18 protein-coding genes are annotated in these 24,003 nt (G+C 50.5%); 8 read left to right on the top strand and 10 right to left on the bottom strand.

Going from position 1 to position 24,003, the window contains the following annotated elements:
- Positions 1 to 146 precede the first annotated feature (146 nt).
- Positions 147 to 1,313 carry a nucleotide sugar dehydrogenase gene (locus ACVB80_RS16100; protein ID WP_481082302.1) on the top strand — a complete coding sequence of 389 codons (1,167 nt, stop codon included), beginning with the start codon at positions 147 to 149 and terminating at the stop codon, positions 1,311 to 1,313.
- 11 nt (positions 1,314 to 1,324) lie between these two features.
- Here the strand turns inward: ACVB80_RS16100 and ACVB80_RS16095 are convergent, their stop codons facing one another.
- The 5 genes from ACVB80_RS16095 to ACVB80_RS16075 all read right to left on the bottom strand — a co-directional run bounded on the left by ACVB80_RS16095 (position 1,325) and on the right by ACVB80_RS16075 (position 9,085).
- Entirely contained in the window at positions 1,325 to 3,640 is a 2,316-nt protein-coding gene (locus ACVB80_RS16095; RefSeq protein ID WP_481082301.1) for a phosphotransferase, read from the bottom strand.
- 2 nt (positions 3,641 to 3,642) lie between these two features.
- Positions 3,643 to 5,463 carry an ABC transporter ATP-binding protein gene (locus ACVB80_RS16090; RefSeq protein WP_481082300.1) on the bottom strand — a complete coding sequence of 607 codons (1,821 nt, stop codon included), beginning with the start codon at positions 5,461 to 5,463 and terminating at the stop codon, positions 3,643 to 3,645.
- Complete coding sequence (locus tag ACVB80_RS16085; RefSeq protein ID WP_481082299.1) at positions 5,463 to 6,641, bottom strand: glycosyltransferase family 4 protein; 1,179 nt, start codon at positions 6,639 to 6,641, stop codon at positions 5,463 to 5,465. The genes ACVB80_RS16090 and ACVB80_RS16085 overlap by 1 nt, the downstream gene beginning before the upstream one ends.
- A complete protein-coding gene (locus ACVB80_RS16080; protein ID WP_481082298.1) occupies positions 6,638 to 7,849 on the bottom strand; it encodes a glycosyltransferase in 1,212 nt (403 codons plus the stop codon). The genes ACVB80_RS16085 and ACVB80_RS16080 overlap by 4 nt, the downstream gene beginning before the upstream one ends.
- 63 nt (positions 7,850 to 7,912) lie before the next feature.
- On the bottom strand, positions 7,913 to 9,085 hold the full coding sequence (locus ACVB80_RS16075; RefSeq protein ID WP_481082297.1) for a glycosyltransferase family protein: 1,173 nt from the start codon (positions 9,083 to 9,085) through the stop codon (positions 7,913 to 7,915).
- A gap of 266 nt (positions 9,086 to 9,351) precedes the next feature.
- Between ACVB80_RS16075 and ACVB80_RS16070 the strand changes: the two genes are divergently transcribed.
- Complete coding sequence (locus ACVB80_RS16070) at positions 9,352 to 11,364, top strand: diguanylate cyclase domain-containing protein (RefSeq protein WP_481082296.1); 2,013 nt, start codon at positions 9,352 to 9,354, stop codon at positions 11,362 to 11,364.
- A gap of 339 nt (positions 11,365 to 11,703) precedes the next feature.
- Here ACVB80_RS16070 and ACVB80_RS16065 read toward each other — a convergent pair whose 3' ends face one another.
- On the bottom strand, positions 11,704 to 13,560 hold the full coding sequence (locus ACVB80_RS16065) for an anti-phage dCTP deaminase (RefSeq protein ID WP_481082295.1): 1,857 nt from the start codon (positions 13,558 to 13,560) through the stop codon (positions 11,704 to 11,706).
- Positions 13,561 to 14,444: 884 nt separating this feature from the next.
- Between ACVB80_RS16065 and sbcB the strand changes: the two genes are divergently transcribed.
- The 5 genes from sbcB to purT all read left to right on the top strand — a co-directional run bounded on the left by sbcB (position 14,445) and on the right by purT (position 19,383).
- Entirely contained in the window at positions 14,445 to 15,869 is a 1,425-nt protein-coding gene (gene sbcB / locus ACVB80_RS16060; protein WP_481082294.1) for an exodeoxyribonuclease I, read from the top strand.
- Positions 15,870 to 15,878: 9 nt separating this feature from the next.
- Positions 15,879 to 16,244, top strand: a complete 366-nt coding sequence (locus tag ACVB80_RS16055; protein WP_481082293.1) for a CidA/LrgA family protein — start codon at positions 15,879 to 15,881, stop codon at positions 16,242 to 16,244.
- Positions 16,244 to 16,933 (top strand): LrgB family protein, encoded by a 690-nt coding sequence (locus tag ACVB80_RS16050; RefSeq protein WP_481082292.1) that lies wholly within the window; start codon positions 16,244 to 16,246, stop codon positions 16,931 to 16,933. The genes ACVB80_RS16055 and ACVB80_RS16050 overlap by 1 nt, the downstream gene beginning before the upstream one ends.
- 215 nt (positions 16,934 to 17,148) lie before the next feature.
- Positions 17,149 to 18,036 carry a cytidine deaminase gene (cdd, locus tag ACVB80_RS16045; RefSeq protein WP_481082291.1) on the top strand — a complete coding sequence of 296 codons (888 nt, stop codon included), beginning with the start codon at positions 17,149 to 17,151 and terminating at the stop codon, positions 18,034 to 18,036.
- A gap of 171 nt (positions 18,037 to 18,207) precedes the next feature.
- Positions 18,208 to 19,383, top strand: a complete 1,176-nt coding sequence (purT, locus tag ACVB80_RS16040) for a formate-dependent phosphoribosylglycinamide formyltransferase (protein ID WP_481082290.1) — start codon at positions 18,208 to 18,210, stop codon at positions 19,381 to 19,383.
- 87 nt (positions 19,384 to 19,470) lie between these two features.
- Here purT and ACVB80_RS16035 read toward each other — a convergent pair whose 3' ends face one another.
- The gene (locus ACVB80_RS16035; RefSeq protein WP_481082289.1) at positions 19,471 to 20,115 is read right to left on the bottom strand and encodes a thiopurine S-methyltransferase; all 645 of its coding nucleotides are present in this window, start codon (positions 20,113 to 20,115) and stop codon (positions 19,471 to 19,473) included.
- A gap of 273 nt (positions 20,116 to 20,388) precedes the next feature.
- Here ACVB80_RS16035 and ACVB80_RS16030 point away from each other — a divergent pair, with 273 nt between their 5' ends.
- Positions 20,389 to 21,171 carry a RelA/SpoT domain-containing protein gene (locus ACVB80_RS16030; protein WP_481082288.1) on the top strand — a complete coding sequence of 261 codons (783 nt, stop codon included), beginning with the start codon at positions 20,389 to 20,391 and terminating at the stop codon, positions 21,169 to 21,171.
- Between the two features lie 195 nt (positions 21,172 to 21,366).
- Here the strand turns inward: ACVB80_RS16030 and ihfA are convergent, their stop codons facing one another.
- The 3 genes from ihfA to ACVB80_RS16015 all read right to left on the bottom strand — a co-directional run bounded on the left by ihfA (position 21,367) and on the right by ACVB80_RS16015 (position 24,002).
- The gene (gene ihfA, locus ACVB80_RS16025; RefSeq protein WP_481082287.1) at positions 21,367 to 21,663 is read right to left on the bottom strand and encodes an integration host factor subunit alpha; all 297 of its coding nucleotides are present in this window, start codon (positions 21,661 to 21,663) and stop codon (positions 21,367 to 21,369) included.
- 471 nt (positions 21,664 to 22,134) lie between these two features.
- Positions 22,135 to 23,298, bottom strand: coding sequence for a hypothetical protein (locus ACVB80_RS16020; protein WP_481082286.1), 1,164 nt, complete (start codon positions 23,296 to 23,298; stop codon positions 22,135 to 22,137).
- A complete protein-coding gene (locus ACVB80_RS16015; protein ID WP_481082285.1) occupies positions 23,295 to 24,002 on the bottom strand; it encodes an ABC transporter ATP-binding protein in 708 nt (235 codons plus the stop codon). The genes ACVB80_RS16020 and ACVB80_RS16015 overlap by 4 nt, the downstream gene beginning before the upstream one ends.
- Between the last annotated feature and the right edge of the window lies 1 nt (position 24,003).

Below are 24,003 nucleotides of genomic sequence, written 5' to 3'. Positions count from 1 at the left end.
CAAACCTGATGCTGGCGATTCAGCCGGAAAATCGTATTGATAAATTTGTCATAACAATCTCTGAGCACACTATACTCAAATAACGGACTTAATTCCCCATTACAACATCAATTAAGCCAATTAAGTTCATTCGAGGTGGTCTGATTATGAAAATTGCTGTGGCAGGAATAGGTTATGTAGGTTTGGCTAATGCCATATTACTGGCTCAACATAACGACGTGATTATGCTGGACATAAATCAGCAAAAAGTGGATATGATAAACTGTCATAAATCTCCGCTTGACGATCCTGAAATCATTAACTACCTGCAAACCAGGCCGTTGAATATATCTGCAACCACAGAATTATCAGAGGCATATTCAAATGCGGATTATATCATTGTAGCAACCCCTACCGACTTTGATGAAACTAACAACAAGTTTGACACCTCTGTTGTTGAGACGGTGATCCGCCAGGCCTCCGGGATAAATCCTTCAGCCACGATCGTTATTAAAAGTACTGTTCCTGTGGGCTTCACCGATTCCATTCAGCAACAGTTGCCAAAAGCAGATATCATCTTCTCACCTGAGTTCCTTCGGGAAGGCCGTGCACTGTATGACAGCCTGAACCCCTCCCGGATAGTTATCGGTTCCCGCTCTGAGAAAGCCAGAGCACTGGCTCAACTGCTGGAACAGGGAGCTGAAAAGAGCAGCATTTCAGTGACCTTTACCGGAGCTAAAGAGGCTGAGTCCATCAAGCTGTTTTCTAACACTTTTCTTGCCATGCGGGTCGCTTTCTTTAATGAAGTGGATACCTTTGCCGAGCTGTATAAGCTCGACCCGGCTGAACTCATTGAAGGGATCTGCAGCGATGACCGGATCGGCAACCACTACAACAATCCCTCTTTTGGTTATGGCGGATATTGCCTGCCGAAAGATACCAAACAACTCAGGGCGAACTTCTGTCATATTCCAAACCGGTTGGTTGCCGCTGTGGTGGAGGCCAACACGGTCAGAAAAGAGCACATCACTCAGTCCATCATCAGGCGTTCACCCCGGGTTGTGGGGGTTTACCGGTTGATAATGAAAGCCAATTCAGATAATTTCCGCTCATCATCCATACTGGATATTATTGAGCAACTTACTAAAAATAATATTCCTGTTGTTATTTATGAACCTGAATTAAAGCAGGCCAGCTTTCAGGGTCACCCTGTTATTCCTCATCTGGATGAATTTAAATTAATTACCGACCTTGTAATCACAAACCGAATGAGCAGTGAGCTGTCTGATATTAAAAATAAAGTCTATACCCGGGATATCTTTGGCTGCGACTAACCGGCTATTCGTTAATTCTTAAGCAGCTGTTCAATAAGTACATCGCAGTGTGACATAATTTGCTCAGTAAAAGGGTTTCGCTCAACAATTCTCTGACTGATATAAATATGCCTCGCCCAGGAAAGCAGCGCATAAATCTGAACAGCGTCTTCACTCACCTCAGGCAAAAGACTGCGATAAGCCGCCACAAATGACGCCAGTTTGTCGTCCATTTGATGGAGGTCACCGGACTTCCTCAGGCACTTTTCCTGAATGTGGGCAACAAAATTGCCAACATCCAGCGCGGGATCTCCCATGCTCATCAGATCAAGATCCAGGAGATACACCCTGCCATCATCAAGCAGCAGCTGATCATGATAGAAATCGCGGTGAACCGGGCGACTTTTTACTTCCGGCAGTTTCTCAGCCAGCTGCTGACACCGTTCAAACAAAGCTTCCAGCCGGTTTGCCCACTCCAGATGTTGCTGACTGACCAGGCACAATCCCTTGTGCAAAATAGCCAGCTCGTCCACCAGGGTATGCTGTCTTTCCGGAATGAGATCACTGCAGTGCAACTTGGCAATCCCCCGGGCAATCAAAGGGGCGACCCTGCCCTCCGCATCTTCACTCATGGCATCAAACCCGTTGATGCCGGCCACTTTGCGCTGAAACCAGATATGATAATCAGGAACAATCCCAAGCGGCTCAGGAACCTGAATGTTATCAGCGGCCCCGGGACTAAACCCGGACTGAAACAGGGACCTGTTAAGGCAGTATGTACGGCTGTCTGCCCCTTTGGCCCGGACTTTACCAATCACTGTTACCGGAGAAGACAGGTCAGCACCGCGGAACGTATATTCAATCAGTGCCCGTTTACCGGGTTTAAGGCGTACCAGCTCTGCGCTGCGCAGCTCTCCTTCTGCCTCCGGCAGGGCCTCAGCGAGAGCGCGTTTAAGTACCGGGTTGATGCTCGGTTTATCCAGCAGCTCCGCTAAAAACAGCCCCCTGTTTTCGTGCTTGTCCGCTTCATTCACGACCAAACTCTTGTCTTCTTCCCGCAGGCGCTGATACTGCTCAAAACGGTGCTCACACTGGCACAAAATCGCATCCATCTGCTGAGGCCAGCGCGATTCGGCATTACGAAATGGATGATGAATGAGCTGCATCAGCCCCACGGCGGTAAAGAGCTGAACGTCCTCTGTCCGATAGCCTGCAACCGATCCATACCCTTTCAGCAATGCCTGTTCATAAGCGAGCGCAAACGACGCCGGCAGACGTTCTGCCAGACAATCACGAATAAGGTGAGCAATGAACAGACCCAGATCGTATGCCGGGTACCAGTGACACACATCATCAAAATCAATCAGGTGTATACCTTCCCCGGTATACAGAACCTGCTTGGCATAGAAATCGCCATGAATACGGGATTTCCTGGACTTAAGGCCTGCCACAGCTTTACAAAGCTTACGACCCAGTATCTTTATCCGGCGTTCAACTTCACCCGATTCTTCATGGCGCAGCCTGGCTGCTCCTGAGACAAGCTGCTCCAGTGAGTGGACGAAATCCCCGGTATCGCGTTTTGCAAGGCGACGAATGCGCCTGTAGTCATGAAACTTTGCCAGGTACGCGCCGACCTGCTCCAGATTTTGATGATGAAAACGCGTGCTCTGGTATTCATCGGTCAGACAGCGGCCGTCTATCCAGTCATAGACCAGGATTCTGTGCTTATCACTTCTTCCCGCTATCGACAGTATCCGCTCCCCGTCCATCCGCTGGCGAACTGTGTTAACCGCCATCTGATAGCGCTCACGGGTATACAGTTTCAGCACCGCCTTGCGGCCATCAGGAGCGATCAGTTTGAGCACCAAACGCCGTTCGGGTTTGTACTGCATCACTTCTGCCCTGCAACCGCGAAATGCCTGCGGCTCATAAAGCACCCGCTCAAGCAGTTCGTCCCTCTTCTTTGGATCAAACAGCCTTGGCATAAGCTTGAGTTTTTCATCTGCGGGAAAGCGGTAACAAACCAGGTGCTGGCTGGCATCAATGACAATGTTACAGCTTCCTGGGTGCTCACTCTGCCGCTGACGTGCTTTCACCATCTTAGCGTTGTCATGCCTGTGCCAGGCTTTGACATAAACAGCAAACGCTCCGTTTTTACCCGTAAGGTCGTACTTCACAATGCAGTTGGTGCCCGGCTTATAACGGATATAACGCTTCGACGCGGATTTCAGCGCCTCGTCAGGAAGCAGGTTTTTCAAAGCAGCCAGCATTTGAGGTGCGCATAACACGGTTTCCAGTGCCGGCAGTTCCCGTTCCCGGGCCACCAGCGCTTTGTCTTCACTTAGCATCTTCAGCCAGCCTCCCCGGACTCATCACTGTGGTCAAAGTGACTGGCATACAGACCACCGTTGTTGGTCAGGCTCTGATGGGAGCCCTGTTCGGCGACTTTGCCGTCACGCAGGTAAATGATCAGTCCGCACTGCCTGGCGATCTCTTTGCGGTGCGTCACCACCAGGGTAGTCCTCCCCTCTGCAAGACGGTTTAGCGCCTGATTGACCGACTTCTCAGTGACCGGATCCAGCCCGGTTGTGGCTTCATCCAGAACAAGGATAGGCGCATTTCGTATCGCCGCCCTGGCAATCGCGATGCGCTGACGCTGACCAACCGAAAGCGTTACGCCCCGCTCCCCGACTTCGGTCTGATAGCCCTCAGGAAGTGACACAATAAAGTCATGAATATCGGCCAGTCTGGCTGCACGGATGATCGCTTCGTCGCTGACATCCTGCTGCCCGATGGCGATGTTCCCGGCAATCGAGGTCGCAAACAGTACCGTATCCTGCATCACCACCGAAATCTGGCTGCGCATACTGTCCAGGGTATAGTGGCGAATGTCCTGCCCGTCGATCAGTACCCGGCCTGAAGAGGGCTCATACAACCGCATCAGAAGTGCAATCACCGTTGATTTGCCGCTGCCGGATGGCCCTACCAGCGCCGCTTTTTGTCCCGGTCCGACGGTAAAGTCCACGTCGTACAGCACCTGCTTATTTTCGCTGAGGTAAGAAAAACCGACCTGCTCAAAAGTCAGTTCACCTTTAAAGGCCGGAGCCGTTTTAGCATCGGGCCGTTCTTTCACATCCAGTTCCTGCTCCAGAAGCTCAAGCACCCGCTCTCCGGCAGCGGAGGCTTTTGCAAGCCGGGCGGTGTATTTGGTGAAATCACGGATTGGCCTGAACACCCGGCGCAGATAGTAGATAAACACCAGCAGCTCACCCGGGCTGAGCCGCCCCTGCGTCACCTGCAGCGCGCCATACCAGAGTACCAGAGCGGTCGAAAGCGCGATCAGGATCTCCACACTGCGCTGCAGGCTTGCCGCAAGGCGCTTGCCCTGCACACCTTCTTTGAGGCTTTTGTTGTTGGCATCACTGAAGATGGTTGAAAAGCGCTCTTCGAGCCTGAGTGCCTGAACCGCTTTAATCGAGTTGATCGACTCTGAAGCCGTGGCCGCCATGACCCCTTCCCGCTGACGGTTTTTCTTCGCCACCGTATGAATACGCCGGCTCTTTTTCAGGGTGATCAGCCACAGCAGTGGCAGAGTACACAGAGAGAGCAGTGCCAGTTGCCAGTTCAGCCACAGCATCACCGCCACTATGCTGACAAAGATAAAGCCGTTCCCGAGAAGGGGAACCGCCGCCGTTATGGCGACTTCTTTAATCAGCCCCATATCACTGATGATACGCACCACCAGATCGCCGCCCCGCTGCTGTTGGTGAAATACCGAAGAGAGCCCCTGCAGGTGAGAAAACAGCTTGCCCCGCAGGGCAATGATGACGTGATTCCCGGCAAGCGCCATGCTCACTGTGGTCGCATAAGTCATAAATGCACGAATACCGGTGATGGCCACCAGGGCTATCGCCAGGATGGCAAAATAATAAGAGCTATCCAGCGAGGCCAGCAGTTGAAGATGTTCACCAGCCGAAGGATCCGGCTGCACCAGACGATCGATGATGTACTTGAGCGGCCAGGGCTCAAGCAGCCGCAGCAAAATCTGACCAAGCAGCCCGGCAAAGGCTGCTGCAATAAGCCACCTGCGCCCTTTGATATAAGGCCCAAGGTATTTTAAAAACCGGAACAGCGCCGGCAGACTCTGCTTTAGTCCTTTTGCTTTTGCCATTACTGTGCCCGGCCCCTCTCTGCGGCTTCAATGCCTGCCCAGTCAAGCACCTGACTGACCCGGTGTTGCCAGCTGTGCTTTTGCACCGCTATGCGTTTTGCCCGCAGCCCAAACTGCTCAGATTTGAACGGATGCACAAGCAAATCTTCCATTGCCCCGGTCAGCCCGGCAATGTCGTCCGGCCGGTAAAGAAGCCCGGTATTCTGATGCTCAACCAGAGCGTTTATCTGGCCGACATCGCTGGCCACAACCGGAAGACCCGCCGCCATGTACTCATAGATCTTCAACGGGGAGAAGTAGAACTCGATGCCCCCCGGATAGGGCGCCACACCAATATCCATTCGCTGATAATACGCCGCCAGTTGTTCGGGCAGTACCGCTCCGGTCATCTCCACCACGTCATCCAGGCCCAGAGCGGCAATCCGGCTCTCAATTACCCCCCTTTGCGGACCATCCCCGACGATCAGTAACCGGCTGTGCGGGTAGCCCCGATTCAGCCGGGCAAAGGCCTCGATCAATCCTTCAACCCCGTGCCAGGGTTTAAGGGTGCCAACAAAACCTACTGTATACACCTGTTCATGCTGATGATCAGAACGCGCCAGTCCGGCAAACCGCCCGCAATTCACCCCATTAGGCAGCACATGTACTTTTCCCCGGGCCTGCTCAAACCGGTTCACATAATCTGCAACCTGATCAGAGACCGCGAGGATCACACTTGCATCAGCGAAACATTGCCGGGTGATCTCCTGCGCACCCCGCTCATCAATCAGCCCCCGGTACTGTTTTTGCTCTTCAATAAGCGGCGCATTGACTTCCAGAATAGCGGGAATGTTCTGCTGCCGGGCAAAGGTCATCCCCGCATGACTCCACAACGAGTAACGCTCGTAGACAAAATCAAACGGCTGACACCGGCCAAGCTTTTTGATGGTTTTACTGTTATCGCTGATATCCGACTGTTCCCGCAATCCTCTGTCGGTCAGCTTTGCATGCCGGATACGATGACGCTCCACCCTCTTCAGGTCTGCCGGGCAATCACCGCCCAACGCGGCGGCAAACATGCTGATGTCTATTCCGCGCTGCCCGAATGCCCGGGCGACCTCCTGAACGTGAAGCGAACAGCCCTTGGTGCCAAAAACCGGCACTCCCCTGTCTGAACAGACGTATGCTCCCCGCATCATGCGCTCTCCCTGCCGGCCCAGTTACGTGACCGCTCAAACAGCCGCCGGATCCTGGCGCTGTTGCGGTCGATATCAAATTCTGATTCCATCAGCGCCCGGGCGTTAAGCGCCAGTTTTTCTCTCAGTGCCCCATCGGCCAGCAGCCGGCTTATCGCGGCCGCCAGTGATTGAGCATCATGCTGGGCAGCTATCAGACCGGTTTCACCATCGATGACCACTTCAGGAATGCCGGTTACCGTGGTAGAAACACACGGCGTACCCAGTGCCATCGACTCAAGCAGTACCGTAGGCAGTCCATCCCGGTTGCCATCTTCGCCCACCACACAGGGCGCAGCAAACACCGCAGCCCGGCACAGATGCTTTTTCACTTCAGCCTGCGGCAGGGAGCCGTACATTTTCACCACATCCTGCAGACCGAGCTCTGAAATCTGCTGTTTGAGGCTGCGCTTGAGCTCACCTTCCCCTATGATTTCACACTCAAAGGCGATGCCTTTCTCCCTGAGCAGCTGGCAGGCATCCACCAGGTCATTAAAGCCTTTCTTCTCAACCAAACGCCCGACCGCGCAGATAACCGGCGCCCGCTCCGCAGGCGAGTGAAACGGAAAGTCAGAAAGTTCGAGACCGTTATAGATTCGCTCCAGTTGGGTTTTGGCGACACCGAGCTGGTTAACCAGATAAGTGACGTTGTAATTACTGACCGTCACCGCACACGATGCCTGAACAAATTTTTGCCCCAGCGCGGCAAAGTCGTTGTCCTCATGAAAAATATCTTTGGCATGCGCGGTAAAAGTGAACGGGGTACCGGTTATCGCAGAAGCGAGCTGGGCAACCGTGGTTGATGTGGTGGCAAAGTGGGCGTGAAGATGGTCGATATGAAAACGGTCAATGTATGCGGCCAGTTCCAGAGCCTGAAGCACCTCGCGGGCGCTGACCCTCGGAAAGCGCCCCAGAACCTGAAGCGCATCAGGATAAATCTGCGCAACCTGTTTGACTTTCTCCCAAAACGCACTGGCGCGCTCGGCCTTGGGCGAAAGATAGATGACCGGGGCTCTGACCCTGGAGATAATGTCCTGAAAGTGGCTGTCCTGCGGAGGCAGAAGAGCATAGATTTGGATATCGAGCCCCGCCCGCTCATGAGCCAGGATCTCGTTAACGATGAACGTCTCTGAATAACGTGGGTATCTTTTTACTACATAGGCGACACGCATAACCTCTCCCCGAGTTATGTCTCGTTTGTATGTCCGCCTGAAAATTGAAATCAAATCATTTTATTATTTAAGCAGTTGCTTACGCAGACACGCCATTCCGGTCAATGCTGGCCTGGCCGTTGCCGGGCTCTCTGCCCCGGTCCTGCTAAACAACTGATCTTCGGCTTTGGTCATCAGAGTCTCTGCAGACAGCTCCGCCGGGTGAATGTAATCCATACACCCCGACTGACACAGACACCGGGCACGGAGCAGTTGCTCCACGACCGGCTTTATCCTTGGGATCAAAATGGCGGGCTTATTCAGTGATAAAATCTCACACACCGTGTTGTACCCGCCCATCGACACCACCAGATCAGCCGCGGAAAGATAACTCATAAAGTCATCTGAAAACTCGCTTAACTGAACCTTCTCCATCCCTGACGCCAACGCCTTTAGCTCAGTATAGTCAGTTTCCCGCATCTCTGGACCGTAAAACATCACCGTCTGTACCTGGTCGTGCCAGGGCACCTGATACAGGCCCCTAAGCCAGGTCTCCAGCACCTGCCTGCCATCATCACCGCCACCAGCCGCAACCACGACTACTTTTTCTCCGCCAGGTGCCAGGTCCGTATGCATCCGGGCCGGATTCACTCTGCCACCGGTTCGCTCAAGGTACCCACAAAATACGGTTTTTTGTTCAATGTCAGCCGGGAAGCCATACTCATCCGGCAGGTCAAACACAGCTCTCTCGCCCACCACTATCACCTGGTCAAAGTGGCGCTCTATCAGGTCAAAATAGCCGTTTTTCTGCCAGATGCCCCGGGTAACCTCCGGGCTGTCTAAAATGTCGCGCAGCAACAATACGCTCTTCACCTGAGATTGAGTCTCACGTATGTGAGCAAGCGCTGCGTGCAGCTCTCCGCCAAGGCCGGCAGGTTTCTTATCAACCAGAAACAGATCCGGCTCAAATGATTCCACCACGCTTTTAATCAGTGCTTCTCTCAAACCCAGCAGGGACTCCGGCTCAAAACACTGCAGCCTGGCGCTGTACTGCCCGTCCTGAGAACGAAACAGACACGGCAGTTTGACGAAATCAATTTGCGGGTGAGTACGGAACGCATGCAGCATTGGCGAGCCGGTGATAAGCAGGATATACACATCCGGGTCCTGCTCTGCCAGATACTCTGCAATCGCCACCATGCGCCGGATATTACCGAGGCCGTAGCTGTCATGGGAGTAAAAGAGAAGTTTTCTCATTAGTAACTGTCGGGTTATTTAGAAGTGCTTTTTGAAGTATAGGCAGGAACCGGCGCTGAAACAGTTTGGATTTCTGCCCGTTCAGACTCTGTCCTGTCACCGCCATACAAAAGAAACCCGGCATCAGCAGCAGACCCGACCCGGCTTCAGTGCTGTCGGCAGGATTTCACCTATAGTTAAAGAAAAACATAATTATCTGGTCTGCTGGCAAATTTTCATTGGTGACGATTATCACCTTACCTGTATTTAGTTCGTACTGAGTAATGATGAAGATATTAAATAAGCCACTTATCACCCTGTTTCTGTCCCTGGCCATCGCTGAGATTATCGTTATGGTGATGCTGGACCTGTTTTTTGTGTCCCATCACAGCTCATGGCTCCCCGCTTTCTTCGATGCCAGTTTGCTCTCTCTCGTCGCCATTGCCGTTGTCAGTTACCAGTTTAAACACCACAATATCGTGTTAAAGCACAGCCACCGCTCCGAGTGGATTGCGCTGGAAATCGGGATCATTGTGTTCAGCGTTGAGGCAGTCATTATGTTGCTGGCTGATCTTCTGCCTGTGAAACTCTCTTTTTGGCAGTTAGCCGTGGCTGATACCCTGGCACTGAGCATACTGTCTTCCGGACTGATCTACTTCTTTATACTGAAACCATCAGTAGCAACCGAAGATACCGACAATCCCCCTGACTCCTTCGAGCCAATTTTCATCAGCAGTTTGCTTGGTTTTTCATGCTTTACGATTCTGTTTCTAATGGTACTGCTTACCACCTACTCTCAGATTTCTGCCAGGCAGAAGCAGCAACTGATAACGCATAACCTCAGTGAGTTAAAGCAGACCAAACACTCTGTTCTGGCCCAGGTTCAAAGCTCCTCACGGGATCTGCTCACTATTGCCAACCACCCTGACCTGAAAGAATTTATGAGTGGTAACAAAGGCCAGCTCACGCGCCTTCAGCAACACTACTCTAATATTATTGAATTCAAACCATACTTCGAGCAGATACGTATCCTGAACAAAACAGGTTATGAGGAAGTTCGCGTAGAGCGAAAAGTGAATGCGATTAAAATCCGCAAGAATGACGAACTGCAGGACAAAAGCCAGCGTTACTACTTCCGGCGTACTAATGAACTTAGCCCGGGAGACGTATTTGTCTCACCATTAGATCTTAATGTTGAAAAAGGCGCGGTCGAAATCCCCTTTAAACCTGTGATCCGGCTCGCCACTCAGGTGTTTTCACCGGAAGGTGAGAAAAAAGGTATTGCCATTATCAACCTTCACGGGGACTTTCTGCTCAATCAGTTACGGGACTTCAGTTCCGATACGGCCGGTAAAGTCATGCTCGTCAACTCTCAGGGATACTGGTTGTTTGGCGGTGGGCCAGACAACTGGGCATTTATGTTTAGTGAGAAAAGTAACCACTCTTTCTCTGCCCGGAACCCTGACATTTGGAGCAGGATACAACAACAGGAACAGGGGAATATTGAAACACAAAACCAAACTATCAGCTTTCAAACTATCCGGATCCCCTCAGGTACCCGGCTCCCTGATGACTTTCGCAGTTCCGCTTCAACGCAAAGCCCGGCCTGGAAACTCATCAGCCTGTTGCCAGACAGTGAGATTGAGTCCCGGCTGACCGCTACCAAACACTTAATGATCGTGCTCTTCATCAGTGTCTCCTCTCTGGTGGGGTTTGCTGTCTTTCTTTTAGGGCGATCGCTAATTCACCGGCGTCATTACCAGGATAAAGTTCAGCGCCTGGCCTTTCACGATCACCTTACCGGGTTATGCAACCGCCGTCTGTTCAGTGAGAAAATGGAGCAGGAACTGGCACGCGCCAAAAGAGATGAAAGCGGTCTGGCGCTGATGTACTTCGATTTGGACCATTTCAAAACGGTCAATGATGACCTTGGCCATGATGCCGGTGACGAAGCACTGAAAGAAACCGCACTGCGCTTAAAAAACCACTTAAGAGATTGCGATATTGTCGCCCGCATTGGGGGAGATGAGTTTGCCGCACTATTACCAAAGCCCGGCAATACAGACGACTTAACCCATATCGCGGAGCGGATATTAAGCTGTTTTGAGCCACCATTTGACCTTTTCGGACACCAGCGAAACCTTGGATTAAGTATCGGAATAGCGATTCTGACCGACAAAAATGAAAGCAGTTTCAGCTTCACCAAGAGAGCCGACCAGGCGATGTATGAGGCCAAGCGAACGGGGCGGAATTGTGCGCATATTTCGCCGGGTCATGAACTATCGGAGAACTCGGAGTAAAGGGACTGTTATTTTAGACTGCTGACGTCCTCTGGCAATACTGGAACAACAACACCCTACCCACCCCTACGCCACAGCGCGTAACCACCCGACTCCTTATGACTCTCGAAAACGGCCGCGTTGTATCATGTATGCCGGTTGGTGATGATGCAATGGTGTTTGAGCGCTCGCAGATCCCGGAACTGCTGCAGGAACCTGGCTTATTTTCTGTGAGTGATTTGGCGGATATTGCGCAGACGGCCAATCAGAGGTTGGCGGAGTTGTTGCAGAGTCGGATTGGATATCGGTGATATGAGAAAGGCGCCGAATGGCGCCTTATTAAAATAATATCAAGCTATTCTAATCCCCTTTTTCACTTTCAACTTCCTTACTTGTGAACTGCGACCTAAGCTTTACTATCTCTTCTTCCAATGCTTTATTTCTTTCCCTCAGCTCATCATTTTCTTTAATCAAAATCTTCTTGTTATTTGGAATATTCAATCCCAATCCTATTTCCAATTCATCTTTGTATGGAATTATCGGCTCAAATATCTGTTGATATGCACGCCCTATTGCTCCATAAAACAACTGTAAGTTAGGAACTTTCACACCACAATCTAAAATATGGTCATTTGCAATTCCAGGGTAAGGATCTATAAAAACGACCGTATCAATACCCAACTGATATGCTTTTTTTGAACATAGCTCACAAGGGCTAGCAGTCGAGTAAAGCCGCCCACCCTTTATAGATACTCCACCGTATTTTGATATTTGAAGAAAAGCATTCTCTTCTGCGTGCAATGCCCTAGTGTGCACTTGATTTTTTTCACCATCTATAGAGTTTTTAACATCTTTAAAACAGTAGGGTATTGGTTTCCCCACAAAGTCAGAATTTATAACAACTCCGATAGAATATATATTCCCTAGTTTTTTCAAAAAAACAGAGTTCGTTTTTTCAAACAAGCTAAATGCAGCTTCATCTTCATTAGCCAAAAGGTCCTCAACACGTCTCAAGTTACATGGGGTTTGCCCTTGGGCGACATTATTCCAACCAACAGCTTTAATCGAAAAATCAGAATCTGTCACTACAGCACCAACCTGCCTTGATAAACAACCAGAATTTAGCTTCGCGTTAAACGCGATGTGCATGCACCTTTCATCTTGAGATGGGGTGATGATGCCTGGCTGCATAATTAACGCGAGGTACTTTACTAATTGTACTTTTAAAGGCTTAAGCTTTCCATCATCATCAGGATTATATAGGTGTATATCTGCTATCTCGATACACCTCTTTATGTCCAAAGACCAGAACCTATCTTCACCACTAAGTGAACTTGGGTTTTCTCTTTTATCGACTTTATTGACTTCTTCCTTTGACACACCAGGAGAACTTAGAAGTCGATTAACTCGTGTTTGATATTCTGTTGATACTGATAGCAAATAGAATGCAGAATATCTTTCTCTAAAGAAAAAAGCCTCGTATGGATTTCTTATCGCATCAAGAACGACGCAAACATTTTCATCAGGATTTGTTTTTGACTTATGCCTGAGTATTTTTATTAGTTTATTTGCCCTTTGAGCAAACATGTACACCTTGTCTTGGTTGTACTTTTCATCATTCGCACAACCGGATTTTCTTACATTATTACCTGCAAGTTGATACAACTTAGTATATGAGCCACTTTCAATCTTATTAAGTAACCTTTTAAGCTTACTTGTTAATTTCGGAACTTGTTCAAAATAAAAGCCGTAGGTTTCTTTGCTATATAAGTTTTCTTGGTGACTTTCTGCGTAAGCTCTAACTTTATTCCGTAATAGCCTACATTCATTGTATTGTTCTCGCAACTTATCATCTAACTTAGGATCATTTAAACCGATTTCAATCTGTAGAACCTTTTTATATAAATCATCAAACTCTTCAAATGAAAGATCTAGAATAAAAGTAGTCAAAATATCACTCATTCGAATATGATAAAACTTTATCCAATGGTGTTTCAAATAATCGTATACTACTCTGTATTTCCGCTCTTCATCATTTTCAAACACACTTGTCTTCGGCCTAGGTGGATTGAAGTCGCAAAATGACTCTTTAGTAAGAAGATTTGATAATGCTGTACAACCTGAGCCTGTTCGACCAGTCAAACCCAAAATCATAAATTTCCTACGTTCTCGATATATTGTATTTAAACCTGTCACTGCTGCTCCTAAGGTAGGCATTTACAACAAACCCGTAAAACTTTGTTGGCTGGATCATATCAACACCACTATTACGAATAACGTGATCCATATTCAGAAGTTATGCATTAAGCAACCAGACACACTGTAGTGGTAGCCATATGCCTCAATAATTTTTCATTTCGCGGGGTGTGGCAGCGTTTGCAGGCATGTAGGCTCCAGAAGAACCTATTCGATCTTAGCTCGCCTGGACTTTCTCCTTAAGAAACAGCGCTCTGAGTTCCGGCACAGAACGGCGGCTTTCCTGTGCAGCTCTTCCCTGGTGCCAGCAGACCTGAAGCCAAGAGTCTGCAGGTAACCCTGTACCTGCTGGCGGCCCGGTTCGAGCGAGAGGAGTTCCTTAGCCTTGTTTATAAATTCATCGTTAGTGAACGTGGGCGGAAGGGAATTATAGACTTTGAAAAAATCGTGGGGTTTTATATGAAATACTGATGTCTTCTTTGTCATTAATATTCATCAATACACTAGCCAATGTGGAATTAGTATATCGTTAAACTCTATTCGTGAAATGCCCCAAAATGAGAGCTGAATCGAATCATTTATAAATAACCTTCGCTTTTCTAAATGTTAGTTATGTAATGCGTGTTTCTTATAGTTTATGTGCATTAGTCCCCCAGACCTCACCCTGGCCGATAATCCGGAGCATACAATCAGGCTGGGCCTTAAGGGGAGGAAACTGCTTTGCGCACAGAGTTGGAGCAGAGCTAAATCAAGGCATTCTGAACAGCAGCCAAAGAACTGCACCTGCCCTGCCCAATTTCCCGCCAACCCAATCCATTCGCCCAATAAAACCCTCTTCCCTCATTGATATGCCACCCGAGCAGTGGTCTAATATTGGCTTCGTTCTTTGCTATCCGGTGCCTTCGATGCCACACGACCATCAGCCTACCTATTTCTTCTTTGATTATGAGACCTGGGGAACCAGCCCTGCGAAAGACCGGCCAAGTCAGTTTGCCGGGGTGCGTACCGATATGGACCTCAATATTATTGGTGAGCCGCTGGTTATCTATTGTCAGCCTCCGGGGGATTACCTTCCCGCTCCGGAAGCGGCGCTGATCACCGGAATTACGCCGCAGACCGCGGTAAGCAAAGGGCTGCCTGAGCCTGAGTTTATCCGCCAGATCCACGATGCGCTCTCAGTGCCAAATACCACCAGCCTTGGTTACAACAGCATCCGCTTCGATGACGAAGTCACCCGCTACACCCTTTACCGCAATTTCTTTGACCCATACGCCTGGAGCTGGCAGAACGGCAACTCGCGCTGGGATCTGCTGGATGTGATGCGCGCGGTACATGCGCTGCGCCCGGAAGGGATTGAGTGGCCAGAACGTGAAGATGGCTTCCCGAGCTTTAAACTGGAACACCTGTCTGTAGCTAACGGCATCGAACACGAGAACGCGCACGATGCGATGGCGGACGTAATCGCTACCATCGAACTGGCGAAAAAGGTTAAGCAGGCGCAGCCGAAAATGTTCGACTACCTGTACAGCATGCGCACCAAGCGTAAACTCAACGAGCTGGTTGATATTGTGAACATGACGCCACTGGTGCATGTTTCCGGCATGCTGGGCTCTGAGTGTGGCTACACAAGCTGGATGGTTCCACTGGCCTGGCACCCGACCAATCAGAATGCGGTAGTAATGGTTAACCTGGCACAGGACCCTGCCCCGCTGCTGGAGCTGGATGCTGACAGCCTGCGTGAACGTCTGTATACCCGCCGTGATGAACTGGGCGAAGACGAACTGCCGGTTCCGGTCAAACTGGTACATCTCAATAAGTGTCCGATTCTGGCTCCGGCCAAAACCCTGACCGCTGAAAACGCGGCGAACCTGGGGATTGACCGTGAACAGTGTCTGCGCAATCTTGCACTGATCAAGCAACACCCGGAGATCCGTGAAAAACTGGTTGCGCTTTATACCAATGAACGTGAGTTTGAAGTGAACCCAGATGTGGATACTCAGCTCTACAATGGCTTCTTCTCTCCATCTGATAAGGCGGCGATGGATATTATCCGCCAGTCCAGCCCGGAGCAGCTTTCCGTGCTGGATATCAGCTTTGCGGATGAACGTATTAAGCCACTGCTGTTCCGCTACCGTGCGCGCCACTTCCCGTGGACGCTGAGCGCAGAAGAAGAGCTGCGCTGGGCGGCGCACTGCCGTGACTATTTTGAGTCCCGCCTGCCGGACTATATGCTGAATCTGGAAAACCTGGTGCATGAGCACGAGGGAGACGAAAGGAAAATCGCGATTTTAAAATCTGTCTATCGTTATGTAGAAAAACTCGTATCTTAAGGTACAACTATGCTAAAACGCCTCGCTGGCTACGCCGTGTCTCTGGCCATTATTATGGGCTGCCTGTACGCAGGTATCGCGATCCAGAGTGCACTGGCGATTTCTGTTCCCGGTAGTATTCTCGGGATGCTTATTTTGTTTGCTTTGCTGGCCTCTGGCCTTGCCCCTGTTGAGTGGGTTAAACCCACTGCTTCGCTGTTTATCCGCTATATGATCCTGCTGTTCGTACCGATCAGTGTTGGGCTGATGAACCATTATCAGCTGCTGCTTGATAACGCCCTGCCTATTCTGGCCAGTGCCATTGGCGGCAGTGCGATTGTGCTGGTCATCCTGGCAAAAGGTCTGGATAAACTGCTTGAAGGAGATAAACAATAATGTGGCTGCTTATTACTGTTGCTGTTTTTTTTGCAGCCCGCTTTGTTTCCCAAAAGCTGAATAACCCGCTTGCCAACCCGCTGATTATTGCGGTTTCTGCAATCATCTGTTTGCTGCTGATAACCGGGGTCGACTTTGACACCTACTACGCTCAGAGCGACAGCCTGAGTTACCTGCTGCAGCCTGCGGTTGTAGCGCTGGCCTACCCGCTCTATGAGCAACTGCCGGAAATCCGCGCCAAGTGGCGGGTGATCCTGCTGGCCTGTGGTGTCGGCAGTATTATGTCTATGGTTACGTCTGCCGTTATTGCGGTATCCCTGGGAACGGACATGACCCTGGTCGCCGGCCTGATGGGTAAATCAGTAACAACCCCGATCGCGATGGAAGTCGCCAGCCACCTTGGCGGTGAGCCGGCAATCGCCGCGATACTGGTGGTACTGGTCGGGGTATTTGGCGCCGTACTGGCCTACCCGATTTACAACCTGATTGGGATTAAACACCCACTGGCACGTGGCCTGACTATGGGTACCATTTCTCACGCCCTGGGCACAGCAACCTGTATCGAGAAGAACCCGCGCGATGCAGCGTTCAGCTCTCTCGCTCTGGTAATCTGCGGTGTTATCACCTCCATTCTTGCCCCGCTGGCCTATATGCTGGCAGAAGTACTCAATGTGATGATCAACGGCTGATCATTCCGGCAGGGACGCCGGACACGACACACTTCACACTTTCTCCGCATGTAATCAATTACATGTGTGAGATCTCTCCTGTAATGCAAAATGCAATTTCGTTACATTCAAATTCGTGATCATGATCACTGTCCGAATGCGCAATATTCCTAGAATAGAGGAAAAACCCTGCAGAACAGTCAATAATCGCAGGGCAATGATTACAAGGATTCATAATGAACAACAAAATCGAGCTGGCCCTGCAAGAAATGCCTGAAGCTGTAGCAGCAAAGCTGCGTGAGATCATCACCGCTGACAGTTTTGACTCTACCATCTCACCTGAACAGTTCAGTGAACTGCTGGAGATCTCCGGTCTGTGTGATGAAGAGCTGCGCGTTGCGCTGCTTCCTGTTGCCGCTGGTTACGCTTATGTCCCGCTGTCTGATTTCTATGTCGGCGCACTGGCGCGTGGCCTTTCTGGCCGCATCTACTTCGGTGCCAACGTAGAGCTTGAAGGCGTTCAGCTTGGCCAGACAGTGCACGCAGAGCAGTCTGCAATCAGCCACGCCTGGATGAAAGGCGAACAGGGCCTGAAAGACGTTACCGTTAACTTCAGCCCTTGTGGCCACTGCCGCCAGTTCATGAATGAACTGACCACCGCCAAAGAACTGATGATCCAGTTGCCTGAACGCGATGAAAAGAGCCTGCAGGAGTACCTGCCAGACTCATTCGGCCCGGCAGATCTTGGTATCACCGAAGGCCTGATGAGCAAAAAAGATCTTCAGAACCAGTATGAAGGCGGCAATGAACTGGTCAGCAAGGCAGTAGAAGCGCTGAACATCAGCCACTCTCCTTACACCAAAAACCCAAGCGGCGTTGCCCTTCGCATGAAAGACGGCACCATCTTCAAAGGCGCATACGCTGAAAATGCGGCATTTAACCCGAGCCTGCCACCACTTCAGGTAGCACTGGTTCAGGCGCGCATCGCAGGTCAGGCATTTGAAGATATCGAAGCGGTTGCACTGGCAGAGACCAGCAGCAGCAAAATGAGCCACCTGATCGACACCCAGGGCACGATGGAAGCGATTAATCCGGATGTGACTGTGGAATACGTTTCTTTGTAATCTGTTGTGATGTGAGTTTAAGAGGGCCCCTTTTCAGGGGCCTTTTTGTTATCCGCGCCTCCTCTTTCTCCACTTTTTTTCATGTTTGAACAAATTAAAGGCAAACGTTTGCGTCTTTCCAAAAAAACGGTATGATCCGCCGCAGCTCAACTACATAAAAGGTTTTTAAATATGTTTGGTACTGCTACTGCAAATGATGCTACCCGTGTGATGCTGCTTGGCTCTGGTGAGCTGGGTAAAGAGGTGGCTATTGAGTGTCAGCGTCTTGGTCTTGAGGTTATCGCTGTTGACCGTTATCTGAACGCGCCGGCAATGCACGTTGCCCATCGCAGCTATGCGATTGATATGCTTGACGGTGATGCACTGGCAGAGCTGATTGCCAAAGAAAAACCACACTACGTGGTACCAGAGATTGAAGCGATCGCGACTGATAAGCTGGTTGAGCTGGAAGCTCAGGGCCTGAATGTTGTCCCGACCGCAAACGCGACCAAACTGACCATGAACCGTGAGGGTATCCGCCGCCTGGCCGCTGAAGAGCTGGAGCTGCCAACTTCGCGCTACCGCTTTGCCGATACTTTCGAGGAGTTTGCAGCAGCGGTTGAGTTCGTAGGTGCGCCTTGCGTGGTTAAGCCGGTGATGAGTTCATCAGGTAAAGGCCAGAGCGTGATTAAGTCTGCTGACGATATTCAAAAAGCATGGGACTACGCTCAGGATGGCGGACGTACCGGTGCCGGCCGCGTGATTGTGGAAGGTTTTGTCGACTTCGATTATGAAATCACCCTGCTGACAGTACGCGCCGTTGATGGTACTCACTTCTGCGCGCCAATCGGCCACCGCCAGGAAGATGGCGACTACCGTGAATCATGGCAGCCACAGCTGATGACACCTAAAGCACTTGAACTGGCTGAGCACATCGCCGGTAAAGTCGTGAATGCACTGGGTGGTTACGGTATTTTCGGCGTTGAACTGTTTGTTAAAGGCAACCAGGTGATCTTCAACGAAGTCTCCCCCCGCCCGCACGATACCGGTCTGGTGACCCTTATCTCTCAGGAACTGTCTGAGTTCGCTCTGCACGTGTGCGCCTTCACCGGTATGCCTGTAGGCCAAATCACGCAGTACGGCCCTTCTGCCTCTGCCGTTATCCTGGGTCAGGGTACCTCAGACAATATCCGCTTTGAAGGCATGAGCGATGCACTGGCAAAACCACAGACGCAACTGCGCCTGTTTGGTAAACCGGATATTGATGGCCGCCGCCGTCTGGGTGTTGCCCTGACCCGCCGCCAGTCAATGGAAACGGCCATTGAAGATGCGGTAGAAAGCGCCGGTAAAGTGAAAGTGATTTACTAACCGCTGATCACGTCAAAGGTAATCGCAAATAAATAAAAAGAAACGCTCCCCTTTCGGTGGAGCGTTTTCATTTCCGCGGCGCTTCAGTCAGGCCTCAATCAGCCAGACCTCTTCAGCAAAGCGCGACAATCCTTTTTTGATCCTCGGGTGAGTCTCATCGGCATCATCACGCTCCAGATGGGTGATTTTCATCCCCTCAAACAGCTGATGTACTTCCTGAGCTGGTACACTGAACGGAGGGCCTGCCATTTCCTGCTGATCGTAATCCAGTGTCACCAATAACAGGCGGCCACCCGGCTTGAGCAACGAGCGCAGACGTGCAGCATACTCTGCTCTCACGGTTTCCGGCAGAGCGATCAGGGCAGCGCGGTCATAAACCAGTTCCATTGGCTGCAATGGTGCAGTAAAGAAATCGCCGGTGTAAATCGATAACTCATCAAACTGATACAGAGAGTGGTTACTGTCGACCGGCACCACCAGCGGAGTGTAAAAATGCTCAGCAAAAAAGGCCCGCACCGCAATGTCACTCAGCTCAGCGCCCTGAACTTCATTATGGCGCTGCGCCAGCCAAACCAGATCTTCGCTTTTGCCACACAATGGCACCAGCACCCCCTCTTCCCGCGCAGGTGCGAGTTTATCCCAGTACTTTATCAAGAGCGGGTTAACGTCTTCTAAATGAAAACCAATCTGGTTAGATGCCCATTTGTGATGCCAGAGCTCGTGGTTTTGCATCGGTTTTGTCCTTTTATCAGCTGTTTAGCTCAGCTTAGTGAAAACGCACCAATTAGTAAAGAATGTACTTTACTTTGTTAGCTGAGCGTCCGAAATGTAAAGATTGGGTCAATTGAAATTAAGTGAGTGAATTATTGAGATAAAAGTGGGGTCTTAATCACGTATCCGGCCTTGTATTTGGATTCTCAGACCCCATATAGTTGTTGTACGCACTTGAATGGCTTGAGTAATCCTTTTATTTCACCGTTTGACCGGGCCTTTTAAGGAGTGTGAATGAACCTGTTTCTCAGAACGACAGCCCTGATGCTTTTACTGCTCAGCCGTGCCCCACTGGCGGCCGCCGCAGTTCCGGCCGTAGCAGGACTTGTCGAGAGCCGTACTTCATCAAGCAGCCAAAACCAAATCAGTTCCCGTGCGTTTCGCCACAGCCTGAGTGGTCTTTACGCGATTGAATCCTTCAACAACGATCCTAAACAGCCTCACGACGATTTCACCGTGCTGTATTCCAAAGCTCACCAGGCACAGGCCGAACTGGAATCCCTGTGTAAAAGCACTGCCCTGCTGAGTGATACCCACGCCTTTTTCTCCGGCGTAAAATCTGAGCAGCGTGCAAAGCAGAAAGTCGCACTTGAACTGGACGGCGACGCAAGTCAAATCACTGACCTGGCGCGTGCGACTCTTATCGCAGACGATGTGGAAGGCCTGATGACCGCGTATGAAGCGCTGGCCAAAACCACCACCATCGTAAAAACCAAAAACCGTTTTAAAAATCCAACCGAGTCCGGCTACCGTGACCTGAACCTGGTTGTCGAGTTGCCAAAAACAAAAGTACTGGCAGAAGTTCAGCTTCACCTGCGTGCGATTGCAGATGTGAAAAGTGGCCCGGAGCACGCGATTTACGAAGAGATCCAGAAAATTGAACGTAATGCGATTGCCCAGGCAAGGCCAATGAGCGAACTGGAAACTACCCGTATCAGCCAGCTTCGTTCTAAAGCAAAAAACCTGTATCACACTGCGTGGCAACCCTATATTTCCCCGCAGGCTACAGCGGCATAATCCCGCTAATAAGAAAAGCCGCCTTGTCTTATGACGTGGCGGCTTTTTTGTATCCACTGATACCTCTGGCTGTCTGTGAGTGTTAGCCAAACTTACCCACAAGCAAAAACACCACACTCCGGCTCCGGGTTTCCGGCCAGATAGTGTGGTGTCTGAAAAACAAAAAAGACCACACAGGTGGTCTTTTTTACAGGCTTACTTGTCGGTCTCGATATTCTCTACGCGGGCTTTCAACTTTTGCCCGGGACGGAATGTCACAACGCGTCGAGCGGTGATTGGAATGTCTTCACCCGTTTTCGGGTTACGGCCCGGTCTTTCGTTCTTATCACGAAGATCAAAGTTACCGAAACCAGACAGTTTTACCTGCTCGCCGCTTTCGAGAGCCTTACGAACTTCTTCGAAAAAGGCTTCTACCGTTTCCTTGGCATCCCGTTTACTGTACCCAAGCTTCTCAAACAGGTTCTCGGCCAAATCGGCTTTAGTGAGCGCCATAAAACTTCCCTCAAAGCTGTGTTAAACCTTGCTGCTTTATCAGCAGCGCCAAAGCAATGTCAAAAGCCAAATTACATCTTCATTGACTTTATGATCAAAAGTGTAAGCCAAGCTCATGATTTTGGCTAATTTTTTTCGCAAATTATCCGCAGGGCACATTTGACAATGCTGACAATTTAATCATTACCAGAGAGGTTTATCATAAGTAATGGCTAAACAACTCCACTAATTTAGCATATATAACCACATACAAGGCATGGAGCAACATAATAATCCAAAGTAAATTTTCTGCGAATTTTTGATCTTTTTCTTATATTTATCATGACGTTGAAGAGAAAATCGCTGATTTACCGCACAGCAATTGGCATTCATATCCATGCATTGCATATCAATAAGTTAGCGTTTCGTCTGGCCAGGCTCGGCCGGTGCTGTCCATCTCGCTCTGAACACGGCAGATCTGCTGAAACCGGTTCAGAAGCTCCACTTGATTTGGGCAAAAATCAGCGTTGCGGGCGTCTTCCCAAACAGGCTGTCACCACCCCCGTCAAAACGCTGCAGCACACCATTTAGCTGGAGGTTGTCACTTAGAGAGTAACTGGTATTAGCCGAGAAATACCAGGAGTTATCCTGATAGCTGATTACTGAGCCCGTCAGCCGCCACAGGGGGCTGATGTCAAAGCCGAGGTCGGCATAGAAGGTGTGATTGGTAAAGCTGAGCGTTCTTGCGGTCATGGGCATATTGACGAACACCAGCGCAGAGTCCATCTGTTCCGGTTCTGTAATATGGAGATACGCAACGCGGCCCAACCAGTTGCGCCTGCCACCGAAACTGTAATCGGCTTCAACGCTGGCAACGGTGCTGCGTTTCAGTTCATTGCCCTGCCATTTCTCACGCGTCGGATCAAAGAAGCTGACTTCTGCGCGCAGGCCGGCTCCTTTGATATCTCCTGCAATACCGGCCCCCACTACCCGATCCAGTCCCGATTTACCCAGCATAAGCTGCATATCCCAGCCCTGCTGGTTGAAGAGATAACGTCCGGCGTAACTGTTCAGCTCACTGTCCTCTGAGGGGCTGAACACGAGCTCAGCGCTGCTGGCAAATCCCAGCTTTTTCGCCACGCTGATGCTGTCTGTACCGCTGCGCTCTTCGTAATCAAAGTCATAGACAGAGTACGAATTAAAAATGTCGTTAGGATTCCAGATAGTCGTCATGGCCCAGTTGACCCGGGAGCGTCCTGCGCGGAGCTGCCAGTCCTGATGCTTCCATTGCAGGTAAGCCCGGTCAAAAGTAGTCGTACCCACGACGCCATTATCGTCATACCAGTTAGTGGTCATATCCCAGTAGCCAAAGTCATGACCGACCAACGAGCCATAACCGGGAGTATCCACCGTATCGCCCCACAACAGGCGGTTTCGCATACCTAAATTCACCCGAAACTCCGGATTGAAGCGGTATTCAAAATTAAAGCGCTGGTGAATAAGGTGATCAACACTGTTGGTCATCTCATCCGGCAGGTTGGCCGTGGCCATGTATTTCACATAGCCGCCGAGGTCATAGTTTTTCTCCGGTGTCAGCCCCGGAACCTGAGCCACGCAGATTGACGGACCCAGCAGACAGCAAAAAATCCGCTTCATACCAGCGCGTCCATTTCCGGTGCCTGGATACGGTCTTCTTTGAGCTGGCCATCTTCAAACACGATCACCCGGCGCGCGCGGGTTATCACCCTTGGGTCATGAGTGGAGAAAATAAAAGTCGTCCCCTCCTTCTCATTCAGCTGCTGCATAATATCCAGCAACTCTGCGGTGCTTTTAGCATCCAGGTTAGCGGTGGGCTCATCGGCCATCACAAACTGCGGACGAGGTGCAAGCGCCCTTGCCACTGCCACCCTCTGCTGCTGACCACCAGAAAGCTTGCCCGGAATCTTGTGCTGCTGTGCGCTCAGGCCAACCTGCACCAGCAGATCGGTTGCCCGCCTGCGACACTCTGACTCCTTATGCCCCTGCAGCTGCATGACAAATTCCACGTTTTCCAGCGCTGTCAGCACCGGCAGCAGGCTGTAGTCCTGGAAGATAAAACCGATATGGTCACGGCGAAAAGCAATCAGCTGTTTCTCGGTGAGTTCACAGATGTCGGTGCCATCTATATGCACTTCACCTCCGGTTGGCTTATCTATCCCGCCCAGCATGTTCAGCAGCGTAGTTTTACCTGAACCAGACGGCCCCATGATGGCCACAAACTCGCCCTGCTCTATAGTCAGGTCCAGATCGCGTACCGCGTGGACCGGAAAATCGGAGTCCGGGTTATAGACTTTGCTCAATGCTTTGATATGAATGGTCATA

The sequence above is a fragment of the Vibrio sp. 9-16B-A1 genome (assembly GCF_056726165.1).
Note: the sequence above shows the minus strand (reverse complement) of the source record. Positions and strands in the feature narration are given on the sequence as shown.